Origin of the sequence: Bradyrhizobium sp. (assembly GCF_035309285.1) — a bacterium.
Lineage (GTDB): Bacteria > Pseudomonadota > Alphaproteobacteria > Rhizobiales > Xanthobacteraceae > Bradyrhizobium.
This window is the reverse complement of sequence record NZ_DATGFH010000074.1, coordinates 1-21,575: the sequence shown is the minus strand read 5'-3', so window position 1 is coordinate 21,575 and position 21,575 is coordinate 1. Positions and strand designations below refer to the sequence as shown.

Here is a 21,575-nt window from a genome sequence, read left to right as displayed (position 1 = left end):
GTTGCCGGCTCACCATCGCAGGGTTCGATCAATCAGTATAATTGATAATTTTGTATATTATAATCGATTTCGTCAATGCATCGAGCGAGGCGCGGGCAACAAAAAACCGCCCGGCTTGGCCAGGCGGTTTTCCACTAAAAACAGCAAGGTCCTTACTGCCCGCCGCCGAAACGACGCGACCACCATCCGGCCTTGCGCGGCTGCTCGGATGGGCTCTCGGAAGCGGGCTCAGCCTCGGGGGCAGATGCCGGCTCGGGCGCCGCATGATCAACAGGAGCCTGCGCCGTAGCGGGCAGGGTGCTGGTCGCAAAGCTGACCTTCTCGCGCACCGTGGACCGGCGCGGCACGTGCTTTTCGCCATCATGCGGCTCCGGTTCGGGCGCTGGCGCGCTGACCGCCTCGGGTGAAGCCGGATAAGCCGGTTGCGGCTCCGCCGCGGGGGCAATCGGCTCGGGATGCACTTCCGGCAGCGCAGGCGCGGGCGCAGCGCCGACATCGAAATCGGCGACCGCATCAGTCGCTTCGGAAGTCGACGGCGGCGCAAGCTCGTCCGAGATCGAACCGGGAAGGCCATCCTCCGCGCGGTCGCCACCGCCACGGCGGCGGCGTCCGCCACGGCGACCGCGGCGGCGCGGCCGACGCTCGCCACTGCCCTGGCTGTCGCCGCGCGCAAAGGCCGGCTGCTCCTCGGAATCGTCCTCCTCGGATTCACCTTCATCGGCCGTCGCGTCGAACGGGGCCGCCTGTTCGCCGAAAACCATTTCGCCGTCTTCGCGCGGCTGCTGGCTGGCCTCACGCGCCTCGCCGCCGCCACGGCCGCGCCGGCGCCGGCGCCGCTTGCGGCGCTGACCCTGGCCCTCCTGCTCGCCGTCGCCCTCGGCGCCTGCATCCTCGGCAAGCCCCTCGGTCTCCTCGGTTTCCACTTCCGACTCGAACTCGGCGTCGAAGGGTTCATCCTCGTCGAAGGCTTCTTCCGTCTCGGCGGGGGTTGTCGTCGCCTGCGCAGCAAGCAGGGCCTTCGCCGCTTCCAGCGTATGCACCTGCTCGCCGCGATCGATGATGTAGGATTGCACGCCGCTGACATTGGGATCGGAGGCGATCGACAGCGTGACCTTGAAGGCGTTCTCGAGGTCGCTCAGATGGCCGCGCTTGTGGTTCAGCACATAGAGCGCGACGTCGTTGCGGGTGCGCACCACGAGATTGTGGGTCGCGCCCTTCATCAGGATTTCCTCGATCCCGCGCAGGAGCTGCAGCGCGACCGATGACACCGACCGGACATGACCGGTGCCGCCGCATTGCGGACAGGGCTCGGTCGAGCTTTCCAACACGCTGGCGCGGATGCGCTGGCGCGACATCTCCAAAAGGCCGAAATGCGAGATGCGGCCGACCTGGATGCGGGCGCGATCCTGCCTCAGGCAATCGGACAGCTTGCGCTCCACCGCACGGTTGTTGCGCTTCTCGTCCATGTCGATGAAGTCGATGACGATCAGGCCCGCAAGATCGCGCAGACGAAGCTGCCGCGCGACTTCCTCGGCCGCCTCCAGATTGGTCTTGAGCGCGGTATCCTCGATATGGTGCTCGCGCGTGGCGCGGCCGGAGTTGACGTCGATCGAGACCAGCGCCTCGGTCTGGTTGATCACGATGTAACCGCCGGAGCGCAATTGCACGGTCGGCGAGAACATCGCATCCAGTTGGCTTTCGACGCCCATCCGCGAGAACAAGGGCTGGCCGTCGCGATACTGCTTCACCGCGCGCACATTTGCCGGCATCAGCATCTTCATGAAATCGCGCGCTTCGCGATAGCCGGCTTCGCCCGCCACCAGAATGTCGTCGATCTCCTTGTTGTAAAGGTCGCGCAGCGAGCGCTTGATCAGCGAGCCTTCCTCGTAGACGAGGGTGGGAGCCTGCGACTTCAGGGTCGTGTCGCGCACGGTCTCCCACATCCGGATCAGATATTCGAAGTCGCGCTTGATCTCGGGCTTGGTGCGCGAGGCGCCGGCGGTGCGCAGGATGATGCCCATGCCTTCGGGCACATCGAGCTCCTGGACCACTTCCTTGAGCCGGGAGCGATCCTGCGCGGACGTGATCTTGCGGCTGATGCCGCCGCCGCGCGCGGTGTTGGGCATCAGGACCGCATAGCGGCCGGCGAGCGAGAGGTAGGTCGTCAGCGCCGCGCCCTTGTTGCCGCGCTCTTCCTTGACCACCTGCACCAGCATCACCTGGCGGCGCTTGATGACTTCCTGGATCTTGTACTGGCGGCGCGGACGGAACGGCCGCTCCGGCACTTCCTCGAGCACGTCATCGCCGCCGACGGATTCGACGACTTCTTCCTCGGCGTCTTCTTCGCCGTCGTCATCCTCGTGAGGTTCGTCGCCCTGCGGCGCGAGCGAATGTTCGGAATGTTCTTCCAGCGGCGCGGCCGCATGCTCTTCGAGGGCATGTTCGGGCGCATCGTCAGCATGTGCGACGTTTTCCTCGACCTGCTCCTCGTCGGCGCGCTCGTCGCGTGCGATTTCGTCACGAAGCTCGGCCGGGTCCTGGGAAGTCGCAGCGACCGAAGCTTCGACGACAGCCGCTACCGGCATTTCCGCATGCGATTGCTCCTCCGGCGCGGCGACGGCCGGGGCGCCGGCTTCGTCGTCATGACCATGATCATCGTGTCCATGATCGTCATGCTCATAGGCGTTGGGCTCCTGACCATTGTGGTCATGCGACTCGATGGTTTCGTGCGCGGGAAGCCCGGCGTCGGCGGGACGTTCGCTGTCATGCGGCTGCTCGTGATCGGCGAAGGAAGTGGCCTCCGGCGCCTCGGCATGCTCGACGATGTCGCTCTGGATATGGTCGCCGCTGCCGCGACGGCGCGAGCTGCGATGGCGCGAGCGTCTTCGGCTCGAACGATGCTCGCTCTCTTCCTCGGCCTCGCGGTGGGCGCGTTCGTCGGCCTCGATCAGCGCCTGACGGTCGGCGACCGGAATCTGGTAGTAGTCGGGATGGATTTCGCTGAAGGCGAGGAAGCCGTGGCGGTTGCCGCCATATTCGACGAACGCGGCCTGGAGTGAGGGCTCTACCCGCGTGACCTTGGCGAGGTAGATATTGCCGCGCAGTTGCTTGCGCTGGGCGGTTTCGAAATCAAATTCTTCGACGCGATTGCCACGGACCACGACAACCCGGGTTTCTTCCGGGTGGGTGGCATCGATCAACATCTTGTTGGGCATTTTGGAACTCTTGGCGGCGGCGGGCGCGTGGGTCCGTGAGCGCTGATCGCGCTGTCGGGTGACGCGACGGTCCACCTGATTCGGGGGTGAGGGGAAGGCCAAAACGCGACAGCGTGCGCCTCGCCGAGTCCAACCGGCGCGGAACATGCCGCAGCACGGAGCCGTCGCTCCGCTGGGCTGCGGAATGTCCGCTGGTTTTGGTCGGCAACACAGTCTGGCGCATCAAGCGTCGGCCCGTCTGGAACATGTCGGCGGCAGCAGGCGCCGCCGTAACTCTTTGCTGAAAGCCAGGTGGCTGGCGCGGATCGCGGTCGCCTGAAATCACCTGCAGACCCCGGCCGGGGTCCGATATCGGGGTCGGTCGCCTCTCAAAGCCGGTCCTGGAACGAAAAGCCTATGGACCGAAGCCGCTCGGGCTCAAAACCACCCCTTCCTGCGGGCCGCGCGGCTCGCGCTGGCGCTCAAGGAAGGGATAGAAACGCTGGAATCTCAAAAAGATCGAGGTTCCACCGCTGCACCGGGAGGCTGAACGCGACGCAACCGAGAGTATTAGCCGTCAGCACCCCGTACATACGTGGATTGGGGGGCCCATGCAAGGGAAGCGTCGTAAGGGTGCAACACTCCCCCGTAATCGCTGGGGGCTCGCTTAGGGAGCCGTTAACGCTGTAGTCCTAATGCGGTAAAAAGGGCTGCTCGGAGGCACGGAGTCGGTGGCGAGCCGCGCGAATCAAAGGATTTTGCTGGGTTGTGCGCTCTTGTGCGGCGCAGCATTGCTGTGGTTCGGCCTCACCTTGGTGAGCGCGGCGGAAGAGCAAGCGCCGCCCCCTGTCCAAAGCCACTCCTTGAGCTACCCCGTCGCCTCGGGCGCCCGGCTAGCCGGCGACATCAAGCAGACCCGTTTTGTGCTCGATCTCGACAAGACCATCCCGTTCCGCGCCTTTACGCTGGCCGACCCGTACCGGCTGGTGGTCGATATTCCGCAAGTCAGCTTCCGCCTTCCCGCGGGCACCGGATCGGCCGGGCGAGGGCTGATCAGGGCATTCCGCTATGGGCTGGTGATGCCGGGTGGCTCCCGCATCGTCTTCGACCTGACCGGACCGGCCAAGATTACAAGCTCCGCGATGCTCGATCCCGCCAACGGCCAGCCGCCGCGATTGGTCCTGGAGTTGGAAGAGACCGACCCCACAAGTTTCATGCAGGCCTTGACGGCACAAACCCAACCGCCGCCAAAGCCTGCCCCCTCCCAGACGAGTGCCGCGACCGTCCCGCCGCAGGTGGCGCCGGTGGCCACCACGAGACCCGCTGCGCCGACCGATTCCCGCCCCGTCGTTGTGATCGATCCCGGCCATGGCGGCATCGACAACGGCACGCGCTCGGGCGAAGAAACCGAGAAAAACCTGGTGCTGGCCTTTGGCCTTGCGCTCCGCGACCGGCTCGAGAGGAGCGGCAAATACCGAGTGGTCATGACGCGCACCGATGACACCTTCATTCCCCTTGATGATCGCGTGAAGGTTGGCCGCACCCAAGGCGCTGCATTGTTCGTCTCGATCCACGCCGACTATCTGGCGCATGGCGAGGGCGACGCACAAGGCGCGACGATTTACACGGTTTCCGACAAGGCCACGGACGCGGAAGCCGAGCGGCTGGCGGAATCGGAAAACCGCGCTGACGCCATTGGTGGCGTCAATCTCGCCCAGGAGCCGACCGAGGTGGCGGATATCCTGATCGACCTCGCCCAACGCGAAACCCGCACATTTTCAAACCGCTTCGCCCGTCTCTTGATGGGTGAGATGAAGACCGTGACCAGGATGCACAAGCATCCCCTGAAATCGGCCGGTTTCCGGGTGCTGAAAGCACCGGATGTCCCCTCGGTGCTGGTCGAGCTTGGCTACGTCTCGAACAAAGGCGACCTTGAACATCTGGTTTCGGAAAGCTGGCGCACCAAGACCGCCAACTCGATGGCCCAGGCGATTGACGCATTTCTGGCCAAGCGGCTGGCGACGGCAACGCCCGCCAACTGAAGAAGGGAACCGATAGGCCCTAGTTTGGCCACAGCGGCGGCTCTATAGAAAAACACCTAAGGTGTTCGGAATCGCTGAAAATTCCGCCGCAACAAAAGTACGATGAGCCCGGCAAGCCGAAGCACTCGCCGGGCCAGGTTTAGGAATGCGCCGCCTTGTTCTGGGCGCCCAAAGTTTGAACGACGGTTGAACGGAATAAAGCGGATCGATAATGCGCTTGCTGGTGCGGTTTTTGGGATTCCTGTTCGCGGCCGGAACCGTGGTGTTCCTGGTTGGCATCGCCGGCGTTGCGGGGGCAATCTGGCATTTCTCCAAGGATCTACCCGACTACTCCCAGCTCCAGGATTACGAGCCGCCGGTGATGACGCGCGTCCATGCGGCGGACGGTTCGCTGCTCGGTGAATACGCCAAGGAGCGGCGGCTCTATTTGCCGATCCAGGCCGTGCCGAAACTCGTGATCAACGCGTTCCTTGCGGCCGAGGACAAGAATTTCTACGAGCATGGCGGCATCGATTATTCAGGCATGGCGCGTGCCGCCATCCTCTATGCGGAGAACTATGGCTCCAACCGCCGTCCGCAGGGCGCTTCCACAATCACCCAGCAGGTCGCGAAGAACTTCTTCCTGACCAACGAGGTGTCCTTCTCGCGCAAGATCAAGGAAGCCCTGCTTGCGATGCGGCTGGAGCGCGCCTACTCGAAAGACAAGATCCTCGAGCTCTATCTCAACGAGATCTATCTCGGCCTCGGCGCCTACGGCATCGCCGCGGCCTCGCTGGTCTATTTCGACAAATCGGTCAACGAGCTCACGATCGCGGAAGCCGCTTATCTGGCGGCCTTGCCGAAGATGCCGGGGGCGCTGCATCCGGTGCGCAACCACGACCGCGCGATCGAGCGCCGCAACTATGTGATCGATCGCCTGCAGGAGAACGGCTGGATCAAGGCCTCCGACGCCGACGCGGCGCGCAAGGCGCCGCTGGTCGTCGCCAACCACGCCAACAGCGCGCGCACCTTCGCCGGCGAATATTTTGCCGAGGAAGTCCGCCGCGACCTCTTCGATCGCTATGGGGAGAAGAAGCTGTACGAAGGCGGCCTGTCGGTGCGCACGACGCTCGATCCCAAGATCCAGGTCATGGCGCGCAAGACCATGGTGGCTGGTCTCGTCAAATATGACGAGGAGCAGGGCTATCGCGGTCCGATCCAGAAACTCAATATTTCCGGTGACTGGGGCGTCAAGCTCGCCGACGTGAAATCGCTCTCGGACATTTCGCCGTGGCAGATGGCCGTGGTGCTGGAAACCAGCGCGCAGTCGGCCCGTATCGGCTTTCAGCCCGGGCGCGACCTCGGTGGCGCTGTGAGCAAGGAGCGCAACACCGGTCTCGTGTCGCTCGATGGCGTGAAGTGGGCGAAGGCCGCCTCCGGCCCCCTGCGCGGCAAAATTCCGACGACGGTCTCGCAGGTGCTGCAGCCGGGCGATGTGATCTATGTCGATCCCCTGTTCAAGGATGGCAAACCCGTCGACGGCGAGTATCGGCTCGAACAGATACCCGAGGTGTCCGGAGCCATGGTCGCCATGGATCCCCATACCGGCCGCGTGCTGGCCATGGTCGGCGGCTTCTCGTTCGACCAAAGCCAGTTCAACCGCGCGACCCAAGCCTATCGTCAGCCGGGCTCCTCGTTCAAGCCGATCGTGTATTCCGCCGCGCTCGACAACGGCTACACGCCGTCGACCGTTGTGCTCGACGCGCCGATCGAAATCGATCAGGGGCAGGGCGGAGGGGTCTGGCGTCCGGAAAACTTCTCCAACGGCCATTATCAGGGACCGACGACACTGCGCAACGCGCTGCGCCTGTCCTTGAACACCGTGACGGTCCGCCTCGCGCAAGATATCGGCATGCCGCTGATATCGGAATATGCGCGGCGCTTCGGCGTCTATGACGAGTTGCCGAATTATCTCTCCTACGCGCTTGGCGCCGGGGAGACCACCGTCATGCGCATGGTCACGGCTTACTCGATGATCGCCAATGGCGGACGCCGCGTGAAGCCGACCCTGATCGACCGCATCCAGGATCGCTACGGCCATACCATCTTCAAGCATGATGCCCGCGAATGCCGCGGCTGCGATGCGCCGGAGGGCTGGCACAACCAGCCCGAGCCGCAGCTCATCGACCGCCGCGAGCAGGTGTTGGACGCGATGACCGCTTACCAGATCACGTCGATGATGGAAGGCGTGGTGCAGGCCGGCACGGCGACCGTGCTCAGGGAGGTGGGCAAGCCGATCGCCGGCAAGACCGGCACCACCAACGAAGCGAAGGACGCCTGGTTCATCGGCTTCTCGCCCGACATGGTGGTCGGCGTTTACATGGGCTACGACAAGCCTCGGCCGCTCGGCAGGGGCAACGCGGCTACCGGCGGGCATCTGGCGGCGCCGATCGCCCGCGACTTCCTGAAACTGGCGCTCGCGGACAAGCCTGCGACGCCGTTCAAGATCCCGGCCGGCATCAAGCTCGTCCGCGTCGTGTCCAAGACCGGCATGCGCGCGGGCCCGGCTGAGACCGCCGGAACCATTCTCGAAGCGTTCAAGCCGGGCACGGCGCCGCCGGACAACTACTCGGTCATCGGTGTAGGCGATCCCGATTCCAATCGCACGCTGATCCCCCAGGCCACGCAGCCCGACGCCATGTCGATCATGCGCCCGGGGACTGGGAGCCTGTACTAGCGAGTTGAATGCACCGGGGCGGGCGCGCGGAGCGATTGCGCTTGGCGCGGCGTGCCGCTACATCAACTTTCGTCCTGAACATTGTGCCGGCGATCCAAGCCGGAAAGACCAGAGAAGACCATGCGCGCCGAAGTCGAACGGTTGGTAGAAGAGATCAAGCAGTCGGTCGGACTGCTGAGGAGGCATCTTTGACGTCGAGAAATCGACGGCGCGGCTGGCCGAGCTGAACAAGCTCGCCGAAGACCCCAATCTCTGGAACGATCCCCAAAAGGCTCAGAAGCTGATGCAGGAGCGCACCTCGCTGGAGGATGCGCTGGCCGGCATCGGCAAGGTCGAGCGCGAGCTCGAGGACCAAGTCGGGATGATCGAGCTCGGCGAGGCCGAGAACGACGAAGCCGTCGTGGCCGACGCCGAAAAGGCGCTGAAGAGCCTCAGAAGCGAGGTCGCGCGGCGCGAGCTCGAAGCGCTCTTGTCCGGCGAAGCCGACAAGTTCGATTCCTATCTTGAGGTCCATGCCGGCGCGGGCGGCACCGAGAGCCAGGATTGGGCGCAGATGCTGCTTCGGATGTACACGCGCTGGGCCGAGAAGCACGGCTTCAAGGTCGAGTATCTCGAGGAATCCCAGGGCGAAGAGGCCGGCATCAAATCGGCGACCATCCAGATCTCGGGTCACAATGCCTATGGCTGGCTGAAGACCGAAGCGGGCGTGCATCGCCTCGTGCGAATCTCGCCATTCGATTCCAACGCGCGGCGGCACACCTCGTTCTCGTCGGTGCAGATCTTCCCGGTCATCGACGACAGCATCAAGATCGAGATCAAGGAATCGGACGTGCGCACCGACACCATGCGCTCAGGCGGCGCCGGCGGCCAGCACGTCAACAAGACCGAGTCAGCGGTGCGGCTGACCCATATCCCGACCGGCATTGCGGTGGTCTGCCAGGCCGGCCGCTCCCAGCACAAGAACCGGGCGCAAGCCTGGGACATGCTGCGCGCCCGGCTCTACGAGATCGAGCTGAAGAAGCGCGAGGAGAAGGCCGCAGCCGAGCAGGCGGCGAAGACCGATATCGGATGGGGACACCAGATTCGCTCTTATGTGCTGCAGCCCTATCAGATGGTGAAGGACCTCCGCACGGGCGTGCAGACTTCCGACACCGAAGGCGTGCTCGACGGCGATCTCGATGAGTTCATGGCGGCAACGCTGGCGCAGCGCGCCTTCGGCACCACGGCCGACATGATCGAGGACGTGGACTAGGGCCATGCCGCAGGTTGCATTCATCGGCCTCGGGAAGATGGGCCACGGCATGGCCGGCCGCTATCTCGACGCCGGCTTCACGGTCGCAGTGTGGAACCGCAGCAAGGCCAAGGCGGAGGACTTGATCGCGCGCGGCGCGCGTTGGGCGACTTCGCCTGCAGGTGCTGCAACCGGCGCGGATGCGGTCGTGACCATGGTCGCCGACGATGAGGCCTCGCGCCGCGTCTGGCTCGGCAATGACGGGGCCGCCACAGGCATGAAAGCGGGTGCGCTGGCGATCGAATGCTCCACCGTCTCCCACGCCCATGCGCTCGAGATGTCGCAGGGGCTCACCAAGCGCGGGCTGATCTATATCGATTGCCCCGTCACCGGCCTTCCCCAGGCCGCGGCCGCGGGGAAATTGACCCTCCTGGTTGGCGCCGATCCGGCTGATCTCGAGAAAGCGCGGCCTTTTCTCCTGCCGCTTGGCACGACGATCCGCCATTTCGGCGCGGTCGGCACCGGCACGGTGTTCAAGCTGATCAACAACCTCATGGGCGCGGTGCAGATCGCAAGCCTCGCCGAGGGCGTAGCGATCGCGGAGCAGGCCGGCCTCGACATGAACCTGGTAGCCGAGGCGCTTTCCACCGGCGCGGTGGCGAGCCCGCAGGTGGTGCGCCATTCCACGCGCATGGTTGCGCGCGATTTCTCTGGCGCGACCTTCACCGCGGCGTTGCGCCACAAGGACGCTGCCTATGCGGTGCGGCTCGCCGAGACGCTGTTGCCCGGCGTGCCTGTGAGCCGCTCGGCATTGGCGGCCTATGACAGGGCCAAAGCCCACGCGCCCGATGGTGACGAAGGCCAGATGATCGAGATTGTTTCGCGTCCGAAGCGGTAGCGCCAAGCGCAACCGCGCCTACATACGCCGTAATACTGTAAAACGGGGTGGCTAAGCTCTCGCTCTCCCGGTATGAGAGCGCCTGACAGCGCCACGAGGGTACCGTCATGGCACCGAAAATCTTCATCGACGGCGAAGCCGGCACGACGGGATTGCAAATCCTGCAGCGGCTTTCGGGCCGCGGTGATATCGAGCTCGTCTCGATCGATCCCGCGCGGCGGAAGGAGGCTGCGGCGCGCAAGGAGATCATCAACCGCGCCGATGTGGTCATTCTCTGCCTGCCGGATGACGCCGCGCGCGAGGCGGTCGGCTTCATCGAGAACGACAGGACGCGTGTGATCGATGCCTCCACGGCCTACCGGACGGCTGATGGCTGGGCCTACGGCTTCCCCGAGATGACGCGGACGCAACGCGCCGCGATCAAAAGCGCAAAACGCGTCTCCAATCCCGGCTGCTATCCGACCGGCTTCATCGGCCTGGTGCGGCCGCTGACGGACGCCGGGATGCTGCCGGCGAGCTGGCCGCTCTCGGTCAATGCCGTCTCGGGATACTCCGGCGGCGGGCGCAGGATGATCGAGGAGTTCGAGGACCAGGCGTCCGCGAGCTTCACCAAGGTACCCTATCGCATTTATGGACTTTCGCTTGGTCACAAGCACGTCGCCGAGATGAAGGCGCATGGCGGCCTGCAGCATGCGCCGATCTTCGAGCCGTCGGTCGGCCGCTATGCGCAGGGCATGATCGTCGAGGTGCCGCTGCCGCTTTACGCACTGCCCTCGGCGCCGAAGCTCCGGGATCTGCACGCGGCGCTGGCGAAGGCCTATGAGGGCGAGCGCTTTGTCGAGGTCGCAAGTCTCGAGGAGGCGGCTTCGCTCACGACGCTGGCGCCGGAGAGCCTGAACGGCACCAACCGAATGAAGCTCTACGTCTTCGGCTCCGACAAGCTGCAGCAGGCGCGGCTGGTGGCATTGCTCGACAATCTCGGCAAGGGCGCCTCGGGCGCCGCCATGCAGAACCTCAACCTGATGCTGGGACTTGATGAGGCCGCCGGCCTCACCGAGCGCTTCGACTGGTCGGTGAAGGGACTTGAGGCGGCCGCGAGCTGAGCTCGCCGCTGCGGGCCGCAGCGGCTCGTCGAGAATGTCGATCAGCGGCGTTGCGATAGAGCAGGCGCATCTCGCCGCTTTCGACGACGTAGAGCGAGATCGATCGCAACCCCGCGGCAACAATGCCGTTTCGCGTCGCGGAAAAAGTTGGACGAAGGCAGCGCTTGCCAGCACGGACGCGGCTTGCGAGACTTCAAGCACAACAAAACAAACAATCGACGGGGAGAGAACGATGCTGGCTGCCTCGACACGCCTGATTTCACTTGCGGCGTTTGCCGCCGCCGCAATGCTTGCGACCAACGCCCATGCCCAGAAGAAATACGACGTCGGCGCGAGCGATACCGAGATCAAGATCGGCAACATCATGCCCTATAGCGGGCCCGCTTCTTCCTATGCCGTGATCGGCAAGACCGAAGCCGCCTATTTCGACAAGATCAATGCGGAGGGCGGCATCAACGGCCGCAAGATCAAGTTCATCTCCTATGACGATGCCTACAGCCCGCCGAAGGCAATCGAACAGGCGCGCAAGCTGGTCGAGAACGATGAGGTGCTGTTCATTTTCCAGGCGCTCGGGACGCCCTCGAATTCGGCGATCCACAAATACATGAACACGAAGAAAGTGCCGCAGCTCTTCGTGGCCACGGGCGCGACCAAATGGGGTGACCCGAAGAACTTCCCATGGACGATGGGCTGGCAGCCCAACTACCAGAGCGAGGGACGCATCTACGCGAAATACATCCTCGACCATTTTCCCGACGCCAAGATCGCCGTGTTCTGGCAGAACGACGATGCGGGGCGGGATCAAGTCAAGGGATTGCGTGACGGCCTCGGCGACAAGGCCGACAAGATGATCGTTGCCGACAAATCCTATGAGGTGAGCGATCCCTCGGTCGACTCCCAGATCGTCGCGTTGCACGATTCAGGTGCCGATACCTTCTTCTCCTGGGCGGCTCCCAAGGGATCGGCCCAAGCGATCCGGAAAGTCGGAGAGCTCGGCTGGCATCCGCGTTTCTTTCTGGCGAACGTGTCGACTTCGGTGGCGGGCGTGCTTAAGCCGGCAGGCCTCGATAACGCCAAGGGCATCATTTCATCGGCCTATCTGAAGGATCCGACCGACCCGGCCTGGAAGGATGATGCGGGCGTGAAAGAATGGCAAGCCTTCATGGACAAGTACTATCCAGACGGCGACAAACTGAACAACAACAATGTCTATGGCTATGCCGTCGCACAGACCATGGTTCAGGTGCTCAAGCAGTGTGGCGATAACCTGACCCGCGAAAACATCATGAAGCAGGCCGCCAATCTCAAGGACTTCTCAAGCCCCGTGATGCTTCCCGGGATCAAGATCAACACCAGCCCGGACGACTTCTTCCCGATCGAGCAGATGCAGCTCATGAAGTTCGACGGCGCGGCCTGGCATCTGTTCGGCGATGTCATCACTGGCGAAGTCGGCCACACGATGACCCACTAACTGGATCAGCCGGCGCTCAGCCTCACGCCGGCGCGCAGGAATTTCTGGGGATCGACGGCTTCGCCGTCGATCCGCGTTTCATAATGCAGATGCGGCCCGGTGGAGCGGCCGGTCGAGCCGACCTCGCCGATCACCTGGCCGATCTTCACCACATCGCCGACCTTGACGTCGATCTGCGAAAGATGACCGTAGCGGGTCGATAAACCATTGCCATGATCGATCTCGACCATGCGGCCATAGCCGCCGCTCCAGCTCGCGTTGACCACCTTGCCAATCGCTGTGGCGCGCACGGGATCACCCATTTGGGCGCGGAAATCGAGACCGGTGTGCATCGCGGGCCGGCCGAAGAACGGATCGGTGCGCACGCCAAAGCCCGAGGTGAACTCGACTTCGCCGACGACGGGCTTGCGGTAGGGCACCTGCGCGAGCGTGCGGGTCAGGCGGTCCACCTGCGCGCGCGTGATATTGATGCGATAAAGTTCGCGATCGAAGGTGCTCGCATTGGCCGGCAGCTTGACCGGAATGAAAGGCCCGCCCATTGGCACACGCGGCGTGGTGGCTTCGAGCTGCGCCATGTTGAGGCCGAGATCGGTGACGACGCCGCGCATCCGGCGCACGCGCGATTCCATGCTGTCTTCGTAGGAGTTGAGCGCCGCGAGCTGCCGTCTCTCGACCTGGTCCAGAGAATTCTGCAGGCGAACCAGCGCATTGTCGACGCCCTCGTTCTTGGCGAATTGGCTCGGCGGAGGACCACTGAGGATTGGCGCGCGCGATTCGAGCCGCGCTTCACGATCGGGGGGCGCCACGAAGATCACGGTGTCGCTGATCGGTTTGGGCTTCGGTGTTCCCGAGTTCGTTTCCGACGTCGCGACGCCACGGGAAGGCGCGGTCGGTCGGATGGAACCGGTCACGTCTGGAATGGTGCCAAGCGCCGTAGCGCGTGCTTCAAGCGCTGTCTGGCGGCGCATGATCTGATCGAGCTTCTTGTCGAACTGCTCCTGATCCAGCAATTGGCGGCTGGTGGTGCGGTCGACCTTGGCGCGCAGTTCGGCGATACGATCCTCATAGGCGTATTGCATCTCGGCCTGACGGGCGATCAGGCGGGTCAGCACGTCGTCGCGAAAGGCAAAATAGGTAGCCGTCGCCGCCGACCACATGCCAAGACAGGTGATCGTGCCCACCACGATCCAGAATGCCACAGGTCCGAACCTGACCTGCTTGCCGGCGTGCGTGATGGTGTAGCCGGCCTCCGATCTTATCGAGGCGGCGGCCGCTGGAGCCGGCGTGTGCGCTATGACCCTGCGTGCAAAGAGCCGGCCATGGTCGTGGGGGTGGTGCTGGGCGTACTCGGAATATTGACCGGAACGGTTCGACATCGGCACTCCCGCGCCGGTCGGAGCAAAATTCCGTACGGCTAAAATTGCGGGAGGATTTGACCCTTACATGGTTAATTTTCCGGAAATGGGCGTCCTTACTGAGACTCCCGAGCCGCCGCCAGCACTTGATCGGCATGGCCATCGACTTTGACATGGCGCCAGATTCGCGCCACGCGACCATCGGCGCCAATCAATACCGTCGAGCGAAGAATCCCGAGGAAGGTTCTGCCATACATGGATTTTTCGCCCCAAGCGCCGTACGCCTCGAGCATCTGATGCTTTTCATCAGAAATCAGAGGAACGCCGAGCTTGTGCTTGTCGCGAAAGCGCTCCTGCGCGGCAGGCGCGTCCGCCGAAATACCGAGTACCTCGGTTCCAGATTCGGCGAATGCGCCTTTGAGGCGGGTGAAGTCAATCGCCTCTTTGGTGCAACCCGGCGTATCGGCGCGCGGATAGAAGAACAGCACGAGTTTCTTGCCGACGTAATCCGAAAGCGCGATCATGCCGCCGCCATCGCGCGGCAGATGGAACGGTGGCGCTTTGGCGCCTTCGGCGAGAACGTGGTTTTTTTCCACAGGCAAGGTTGTGTTGGTGCGCGGCCTTGTGGCTGCGGCGGAGGGGGGAGATTTTAACCGTTTCGATGCGGCCATATGCGATGTTTGAATCGATGAATTCCCGGCTGATGTTTTGACCGCCGGCCGGCGGGTTTTTCCGGGCCGGGTCCTGGACGCTTTCGACGATTTCGCCGCCACAGTCCGCGTGGGTCCGGTTTTGGGGGATTTCTTGCGCAATTTCTTGGACATACGCCTTCCTTTCGTCGCTTTCGGCGGATCAATCATAAGGCTATTGCGGGTCGTTTCCGGCAAGCCGGATTCGCGGCGGCGGCTGGGCAAGTCTGACGGCCGCGGGGTATGGTTACAAGGAATTCGACACGCCTGTCTGCTCGTTGAGTGAGCTCCAAAGCCAGATGATGAGCAACAGGACCAATCAGGGATTGGCATCGATGCCCGGACAGCAGCGGTCCCACCCTGTCGATGGGCGCGGCCAGAGCGTCGATCCGCCCGCCGGCGAACGGCGGCAGCGGGAGGCCATGGTCCGTAATCCGTCACCCCAAGAAAATTCTCAGGGACATTCCCAAGCCCAATCGCAGGGACAATACCGACAGGCGTCTGCGGGCCGGGGAACGCAAGCGCCCGGGTGGGATGAGGCCGCTTGGGATCATGAGCACGAAGAGGCCGCAGGCCATCGGGCGCGCCGGCTTTTGTCGCGGCCAAGCGTCGGGATTCACCGGATCAGCGACAAATTGGCGGGCCTGCAGCGATGGATGGCCGGCGAACGTTGGGTGAGGCGGCTTGCGGTCGTCATCGCGGCATTGGCGGTGATCTTCACCGGCTGCTTTGGCGGCCTGTGGTGGCGCCTTGGTGCTGGCCCGATCAATCTCGACATCGCTACGCCGTGGCTTGCCGCAGCGATCGAGGAGAATATCGGTCACGGCAACACCGTCGAAGTCGGCGGCACACAAATCGAGCGGGCAGGCCGAATCCGCATCGCTGTCCGCATCCGCGACATCATCGTCCGCGACCACGACCACGCGATCGTTGCGAGCGCGCCAAAAGCCGAGGTCCGGCTTTCAGGCATGGCGTTGTTGATGGGGCGGCTCCGCGCCGAAAGCCTCAATCTGGTCGATGCCGAGCTTGCGATCCGGATCACGCCGGACGGCTATGTCACCGTTTCGGCCGGCGACACCACCAAGCCGCTCGCAACCGGCGTCGCCTCCAAGCGCGCCACCGGCGGCGCGATCATTCCCGGTGAGCCGAGTGCGGGCGCACCTGCGGCCGTGCCGGTGGCGCCGCTACCGATTACGCCTCCCGCTACGTCGTCAGGTACGGCGACAAGCGGAGTGCTCGCCGGTCTCGATTGGCTCGACAGCCTCAGCCTCACCGGTCTTGACGGCCAGAACCTCAACGAGATCGGCCTGAAGAACGGCAATCTGATCGTCGACGACGAGCAGCGCGGCAACAAATGGAAATTCGAAAACATCAATCTCAGCCTTCGCCGGCCGAGCGGCGGCGGCGTGGCGTTGAGCCTCGGTGAGAACGGCGCCAAGCCGTGGTCGCTGCGGGTTGCCATCGGGCCGCGAGCGAATGGCGTGCGCTCCGTCGACATTCGCGCCAAGGATGTCTCGACCAGCAACATCCTGCTCGCGCTGCGACTGAAGAATGTCACGTATAGCGCCGACCTGCCGCTTACCGGCGAGCTCAAGGGTGAACTCGGCCGCGACGGTCTGCCGACCTATTTCCAGGGCAAAGTCGTCGTGGGTGCGGGCAACATCATCGACACCGATACGCCGGATTATCCCATGGCGATCGACTCGGCTGAATTCAATGTCGCGTGGGATGCCGGGCGGCGCGTGCTGGTCGCGCCGCTGAAAATCATCTCCGGCGCCAACCGCATCACGCTGCTGGCGCATCTCGAGCCACCCAATGACGACGTCAACGACTGGCAGCTCGGCCTTTCCGGCGGCACCATCGTGCTCGCCGACATCGACAACAGTCCGCCGCTCATCTTCAACCGCATCAATATCGGTTTTCGCTTCGATACCCTCCACAAGCAGGTATTGCTCACGCAGGCCGATATCAGCAACGGCGAGGTCGGCATCGCCGGAACCGGCAGCATCGATTATTCAGGCGAGCCGCTGATCAAGCTCGGCTTTGCCGGCACGCCGATGTCGGCCTCAGCGCTGAAGCGGATCTGGCCGGCGCTCATCGTGCCGGAAGTGCGGCAATGGGTGATCGAGCGCATCGAAGGCGGCACGCTTCAGCGCATCGATATCGGGGTCAACACGCTGGTGAAAAACCTGCCGCGCAAGGGGCCGCCGATCCCCGACGACGGCCTTTCGGTCAACATCATCGCCAGCGGTGTGACCGTGCATCCGGTCGACGGGCTGCCGTCGGTGCACGATGCCGATCTAAGGGCGCATGTCACCGGCCGCACCGCAACGGTGACAATCGGGCAGGGAATCGCCGATACGCCCGCCGGCCGCAAGCTCACGATCTCCGACTTTTCCTTCGAGGTGCCGGATACTCACCCGAAGCCGCCGCCCTCGAAGGTGCGTCTGAAGATCGAGGGTTCGGTGCCGGCCGCGGCTGAAATCATGGAATCCGACCGGCTCAGCGACGTGATGGCGACGCCAATCGATCCCAACAGCAGCAAGGGAACGTTCTCGGCCATCGTCAATCTCGCCATGCCGGTCAAGGGCGAACTGACCAAGGAAAACACCACCTACGCCGTCACCGCGGACCTTAACGGTTTTGCCGCCGACAAGCTGGTCATGGGCCAGAAGCTTGAGGCGAACACGCTCAAGATCGTTGCCGACAACCAGGGCTACCAGGTCAAGGGCGATGTGAAGATCAACGGTCAGGCGGCTTCGCTCGATTACCGCAAGCCGGCCGACGGCGATGCCGACGTCCGGTTGTCGGCAACGCTCGATGATGCGAGCCGCGCGCGGCTCGGGCTCGATCTCGGCTCTGCAGTCTCCGGCTCGGTCCCGATCAAGCTGATCGGCAAGATCTCCAGCGACCACGACAGCAAGATGGGCATCGAGGCTGACCTCACCCAGCTCAGGCTCGACAACATCCTGCCGGGCTGGAGCAAGGTGCCCGGCAAATCCGGCAAGGCGACCTTCAACGTGGTGCCAAAGGGGCAATCGACGCGGTTCGAGGATATCGTGATCGACGGTGGTCCCGGCGTCTCGATCAAGGGCTCGCTGGAAGTCGACCAGAACGGTGACCTCCTGAACGCGAACTTCCCGACCTATTCGCCGTCGGAAGGCGACAAGACCTCGCTAAAGGCCGAGCGCGGCCCGGACGGCGTCGTCAAAGTGACCATGCGCGGCGATGTGTTCGACGGCCGCTCCTTCCTCAAATCGGCGATTTCGGGCAGCTCAAAGGACGACAGCAAGAGCAAGATGAAGAACGTCGACCTCGATGTCGATCTCAAGCTCGGCGCTGTCGCGGGCTTCAACGGTGAGGCAGCACGCAGCGTCGACCTGAAGATGTCGCGCCGCAACGGCTTGATCAAAGCCTTCACTCTGAATGGCAAGCTCGGGCGCGACACGCCGGTGACGGCGGAGCTGAGGGGCCGTTCTGCGAGCCAGGGTCGCGACCTCATCATCCTGCAGACCAACGACGCGGGCGCTTTCCTGCGATTCACCGATACCTATTCCAAGGTGCTGGGTGGCCAGCTCATGCTGGCCATGGAGCCGCCGACCGCGGAGCCGAGCGCCAAGGACGGTCTGCTCACCATCGCCAATTTCTCGGTGAAGGGCGAAGCCGCGCTCGATCGCGCCGCCGCAGGCGGTCCGGCCGGCGTCCAGAGCGGGATCGCATTCTCGGCGCTGCGCGCGGAATTCACCCGGCAGAGCGGACAGCTCTCCATCCGCGAAGGTGTCGTCAAGGGCCCGACCATCGGGCTCACGATCGAAGGCAACATCGACTACAATGCCAATAAGGTGCGGATGAGCGGCACCATTGTGCCGATGTACGGGTTGAACAACATGTTCGGCCAGATTCCGTTTTTTGGATTGATCATCGGCGGTGGCAGCAACGAGGGTCTGATCGGCGTGACTTATGAGGTGGTCGGCTCGCCCGGCCAGCCGGTGTTGCGTGTCAATCCGATATCGGCGATGGCGCCCGGCATGTTCCGGAAGATCTTCGAATTCAATACCGGCAAGCAATCCAATCCCGTCGAGTTGCCGCCACACAATTGATCAGGCGTTGCTTTCGATGGTCCTGTGGAGCGCGCGATAACCGACCGCCGTCAGCGTCGCACAATCCGATCTAGCGTCTCAGCGCCGGCACGACCAGGAACGGCAGCATGCCGAGCACGACGTTGATCAGCGAAAACACGATGAGCTGGTTATAGCTGTGGGTGAAGTCGTGGAGCAGGCCGCCGCTCCAGGAGCCCAGCGCCGATCCGAGCCCGCTGCCGATCGAGATCGTGCCGAAGATGGTGCCGACCCGCTTGCCGCGAAAAAACTTGATGGCGGTGGCGGTGATCAAGGGGCCGCGCGACCCGATCATGCTGCCGAAGGTGATGACGAAGGCCGTCAGCAGCCAGTAGTTCGGATAGAACTGGATCAGCCAGAGCAGGACGATGCCGAGAATGGAGATGGCGTAGCTGATCAGCACGGAGGGGCGTCTGCCGATCAGGCCATCGAGCGAGGTCACCCCCAGCATGCCGAACAGCAGCACCACGCCGGAAAAGCCCCAGGCGGTGGCGGCCTGCAGCGGCGGAAAGCCGGCGTCGATCAGGTAGGCCACGATCTGCGCCGAGATCGCGTACATGCCGACCGCCGTAAAGAAAAAGGTCGAGAACAACGCCCAGAAGGCGTGGTGTCGCATCGCGCTCGAAAGCGTCCAGCCTTCGTCGACGTGATCGTTCTCGACCTTCTTCATCACATGCGCGGAGCCCGCAGCAAAGCGCCGCCAGGGCAGGAGCGAAAGCGGCACCAGCAGAGCAAGCACGATGACGCCAAAGGTCCGATAGGCGCCGCGCCAGCCGAGATGATCGATCAGGAGCTGTGATGCCGGCAGCAGTATCAGCACGCCAGCACCCATGGCTGAATAGACCACGGCCATCGCAGTCGGCAGCCGCGGCCCGAACCAGCGGCCGAGCAGGATGGAATTGGGGACATTGCCGATCAGCGCGGCGCCGAAGCCGACGCAGAGGCCGATGCTCAACTGGAGCTGCCAGAGCTGTTGCGCATAGGCCGCAATGAGGAACGCGGCGCCAAGCAGGAAAATTCCAAGCGAATATACCGCGCGCGGGCCGGAACGATCGAACACGCGGCCGACCACCGGAGCCGTCAGGCCGCTCGCGAGCCACGTCAGCGAATAGACCGAGACCACGGCCGCACGATCCCAGCCGAAATTCGCCGAAATGGGTTTGAGGAAGACGGTGAAGCTCTCGCTCAGCCCACGGCCGAGCACGGCCTGCGCAAAGCAGAGCGCGAGCACGACCATGGCAATGCGCGCCGGTTTTTGCGGCAGCGTGAGCGTCTCTTCGCGCGGTGAAGTCTGATCCATGGAAAGAGGGAGCGCGCTTTGCGGGCAAAGGGCAAGCGCGCTCCGGGAATGCAGCCTATGCAGGCTTGAGCAGCACGTGCCGCTTCTTGCCGAGCGACAATTTGATCACTCCTTCGGGCGTGAGATTCGCGCTCGACAACATCATCTTCTCGTCGGTGACGGCCGCGTCATTGACGCGCAAGCCGCCGCCCTTGATCTGGCGCCGCGCTTCGCCATTCGAGGCGACAAGGCCGGCTTTCACGAAAGCCGCCAGCACGCCGGCGCCCGCATCAAGTTCGCCGCGCGGAATTTCCACCGTCGGAAGATTTTCCGCGATCGCGCCTTCCTCGAAGGTGCGCCGCGCCGTCTCCGCGGCCTGCTTCGCGGCCTCGGTACCGTGCAGCAGCGTGGTTGCGGCATCGGCGAGCGCCTTCTTGGCCTCGTTGATCTCGGCCCCTTTCAGCGCCGACAATTTCGCGATCTCACCCATCGGCAAGGTCGTGAACAGTTTCAGGAACTTTCCGACGTCGGCGTCCTCGGTGTTGCGCCAGTATTGCCAGAAATCGTAGGGTGAGAACTGATCGCCGTTCAGCCAAACCGCACCTTTGGCAGTCTTGCCCATTTTATCGCCGGAAGCCGTTGTGAGCAGCGGCGTCGTCAGCGCAAAGAGCTGGTCCGTGCCCATGCGGCGGCCGAGATCGACGCCCATGATGATGTTGCCCCACTGATCGGAGCCGCCCATTTGCAGCCGGCAGCCGGTGCGCTTGGCGAGCTCGACGAAATCATAGGCCTGGCAGACCATGTAATTGAACTCGATGAAGCTCATCTCCTGCTCGCGCTCGAGCCGCAGCCGTACCGAATCCATGGTCAGCATGCGGTTGACGGAGAAATGCTTGCCAACGTCGCGCAGCATCTCGATCCAGTTCAACTTGGTCAGCCACTCCGCGTTGTCGAGCATGATCGCATCGCTCGCGCCCTCGCCAAAGCGGAGGACCTTTGCGAACACGCCGCGGATGCTCGCCTTGTTGGCCTCGATTTCCGCGATCGAGCGCAGCGCGCGCGTCTCGTCCTTGCCAGAGGGGTCGCCGACCATGGTGGTGCCGCCGCCCATTAGCGTGATCGGCTTGTTGCCGCTCTGCTGCAGCCAGTACAGCATCATCATGGTCAGGAAATTGCCGATATGCAGCGAGGGCGCGGTGCAGTCGTACCCGACATAGGCAGTAGCCTGACCCTTGGCAGCAAGCGCATCCAGGCCCTCAAAGTCGGAAGCCTGATGGATAAAGCCCCGTTCCTGCAACACATTGAGGAAATCTGACTGGAAGGCAGTCATTTTTATGAGAACCTGATCATGCTTGTTTTACGTTAACTGCTAAGCAAGCCGGTGGAACCTAATCTGGATGGACTGCCGCGTTAACCGGCGGTGTGGCATTATAAGATGTGCATGCTTGGCACAAGCTGAACGCGTGAGCTGAACCCCCC

At 63.5% G+C, this 21,575-nt stretch carries 12 protein-coding genes; 7 read left to right on the top strand and 5 right to left on the bottom strand.

The features are described from left to right. Positions 1-152: 152 nt before the first annotated feature. Positions 153-3,215 carry an Rne/Rng family ribonuclease gene (locus VKR55_RS14510; RefSeq protein ID WP_324404520.1) on the bottom strand — a complete coding sequence of 1,021 codons (3,063 nt, stop codon included), beginning with the start codon at positions 3,213-3,215 and terminating at the stop codon, positions 153-155. A gap of 710 nt (positions 3,216-3,925) precedes the next feature. On the opposite strand from VKR55_RS14510, the gene VKR55_RS14505 reads away from it, so the two are divergent. From VKR55_RS14505 to VKR55_RS14480, 6 genes are all read left to right on the top strand, one after another. Then, the gene (locus VKR55_RS14505) at positions 3,926-5,236 is read left to right on the top strand and encodes an N-acetylmuramoyl-L-alanine amidase (RefSeq protein WP_324404518.1); all 1,311 of its coding nucleotides are present in this window, start codon (positions 3,926-3,928) and stop codon (positions 5,234-5,236) included. 211 nt (positions 5,237-5,447) lie between these two features. Beyond that, positions 5,448-7,952, top strand: coding sequence for a penicillin-binding protein 1A (locus VKR55_RS14500; RefSeq protein WP_324404516.1), 2,505 nt, complete (start codon positions 5,448-5,450; stop codon positions 7,950-7,952). Between the two features lie 120 nt (positions 7,953-8,072). Then, positions 8,073-9,204, top strand: a protein-coding gene (gene prfB, locus VKR55_RS14495; protein WP_324404514.1) for a peptide chain release factor 2 whose coding sequence is annotated in 2 segments (ribosomal slippage) — positions 8,073-8,141 and positions 8,143-9,204 — 1,131 coding nt in all. Because the reading frame shifts where the segments join, the coding sequence is not laid out codon by codon here. 4 nt (positions 9,205-9,208) lie between these two features. Next, positions 9,209-10,081 carry an NAD(P)-dependent oxidoreductase gene (locus tag VKR55_RS14490; RefSeq protein ID WP_324404512.1) on the top strand — a complete coding sequence of 291 codons (873 nt, stop codon included), beginning with the start codon at positions 9,209-9,211 and terminating at the stop codon, positions 10,079-10,081. 107 nt (positions 10,082-10,188) lie between these two features. After that, on the top strand, positions 10,189-11,184 hold the full coding sequence (gene argC, locus VKR55_RS14485; protein ID WP_324404510.1) for an N-acetyl-gamma-glutamyl-phosphate reductase: 996 nt from the start codon (positions 10,189-10,191) through the stop codon (positions 11,182-11,184). Positions 11,185-11,416: 232 nt separating this feature from the next. After that, entirely contained in the window at positions 11,417-12,655 is a 1,239-nt protein-coding gene (locus VKR55_RS14480) for an ABC transporter substrate-binding protein (RefSeq protein WP_414642374.1), read from the top strand. 5 nt (positions 12,656-12,660) lie between these two features. On the opposite strand, the gene VKR55_RS14475 is transcribed toward VKR55_RS14480, so the two are convergent. Both VKR55_RS14475 and VKR55_RS14470 read right to left on the bottom strand, forming a co-directional pair. Continuing rightward, positions 12,661-14,031, bottom strand: a complete 1,371-nt coding sequence (locus VKR55_RS14475; protein WP_324404508.1) for a peptidoglycan DD-metalloendopeptidase family protein — start codon at positions 14,029-14,031, stop codon at positions 12,661-12,663. A gap of 95 nt (positions 14,032-14,126) precedes the next feature. Next, positions 14,127-14,834, bottom strand: a complete 708-nt coding sequence (locus tag VKR55_RS14470) for a peroxiredoxin (RefSeq protein WP_324404506.1) — start codon at positions 14,832-14,834, stop codon at positions 14,127-14,129. Positions 14,835-14,998: 164 nt separating this feature from the next. On the opposite strand from VKR55_RS14470, the gene VKR55_RS14465 reads away from it, so the two are divergent. Further along, positions 14,999-18,799 carry a YhdP family protein gene (locus VKR55_RS14465; protein ID WP_414642373.1) on the top strand — a complete coding sequence of 1,267 codons (3,801 nt, stop codon included), beginning with the start codon at positions 14,999-15,001 and terminating at the stop codon, positions 18,797-18,799. 70 nt (positions 18,800-18,869) lie between these two features. Here VKR55_RS14465 and VKR55_RS14460 read toward each other — a convergent pair whose 3' ends face one another. Then, entirely contained in the window at positions 18,870-20,117 is a 1,248-nt protein-coding gene (locus tag VKR55_RS14460) for an MFS transporter (RefSeq protein WP_324404502.1), read from the bottom strand. A gap of 55 nt (positions 20,118-20,172) precedes the next feature. Next, positions 20,173-21,426 carry a tyrosine--tRNA ligase gene (gene tyrS / locus VKR55_RS14455; protein ID WP_324404500.1) on the bottom strand — a complete coding sequence of 418 codons (1,254 nt, stop codon included), beginning with the start codon at positions 21,424-21,426 and terminating at the stop codon, positions 20,173-20,175. Positions 21,427-21,575: the final 149 nt, after the last annotated feature.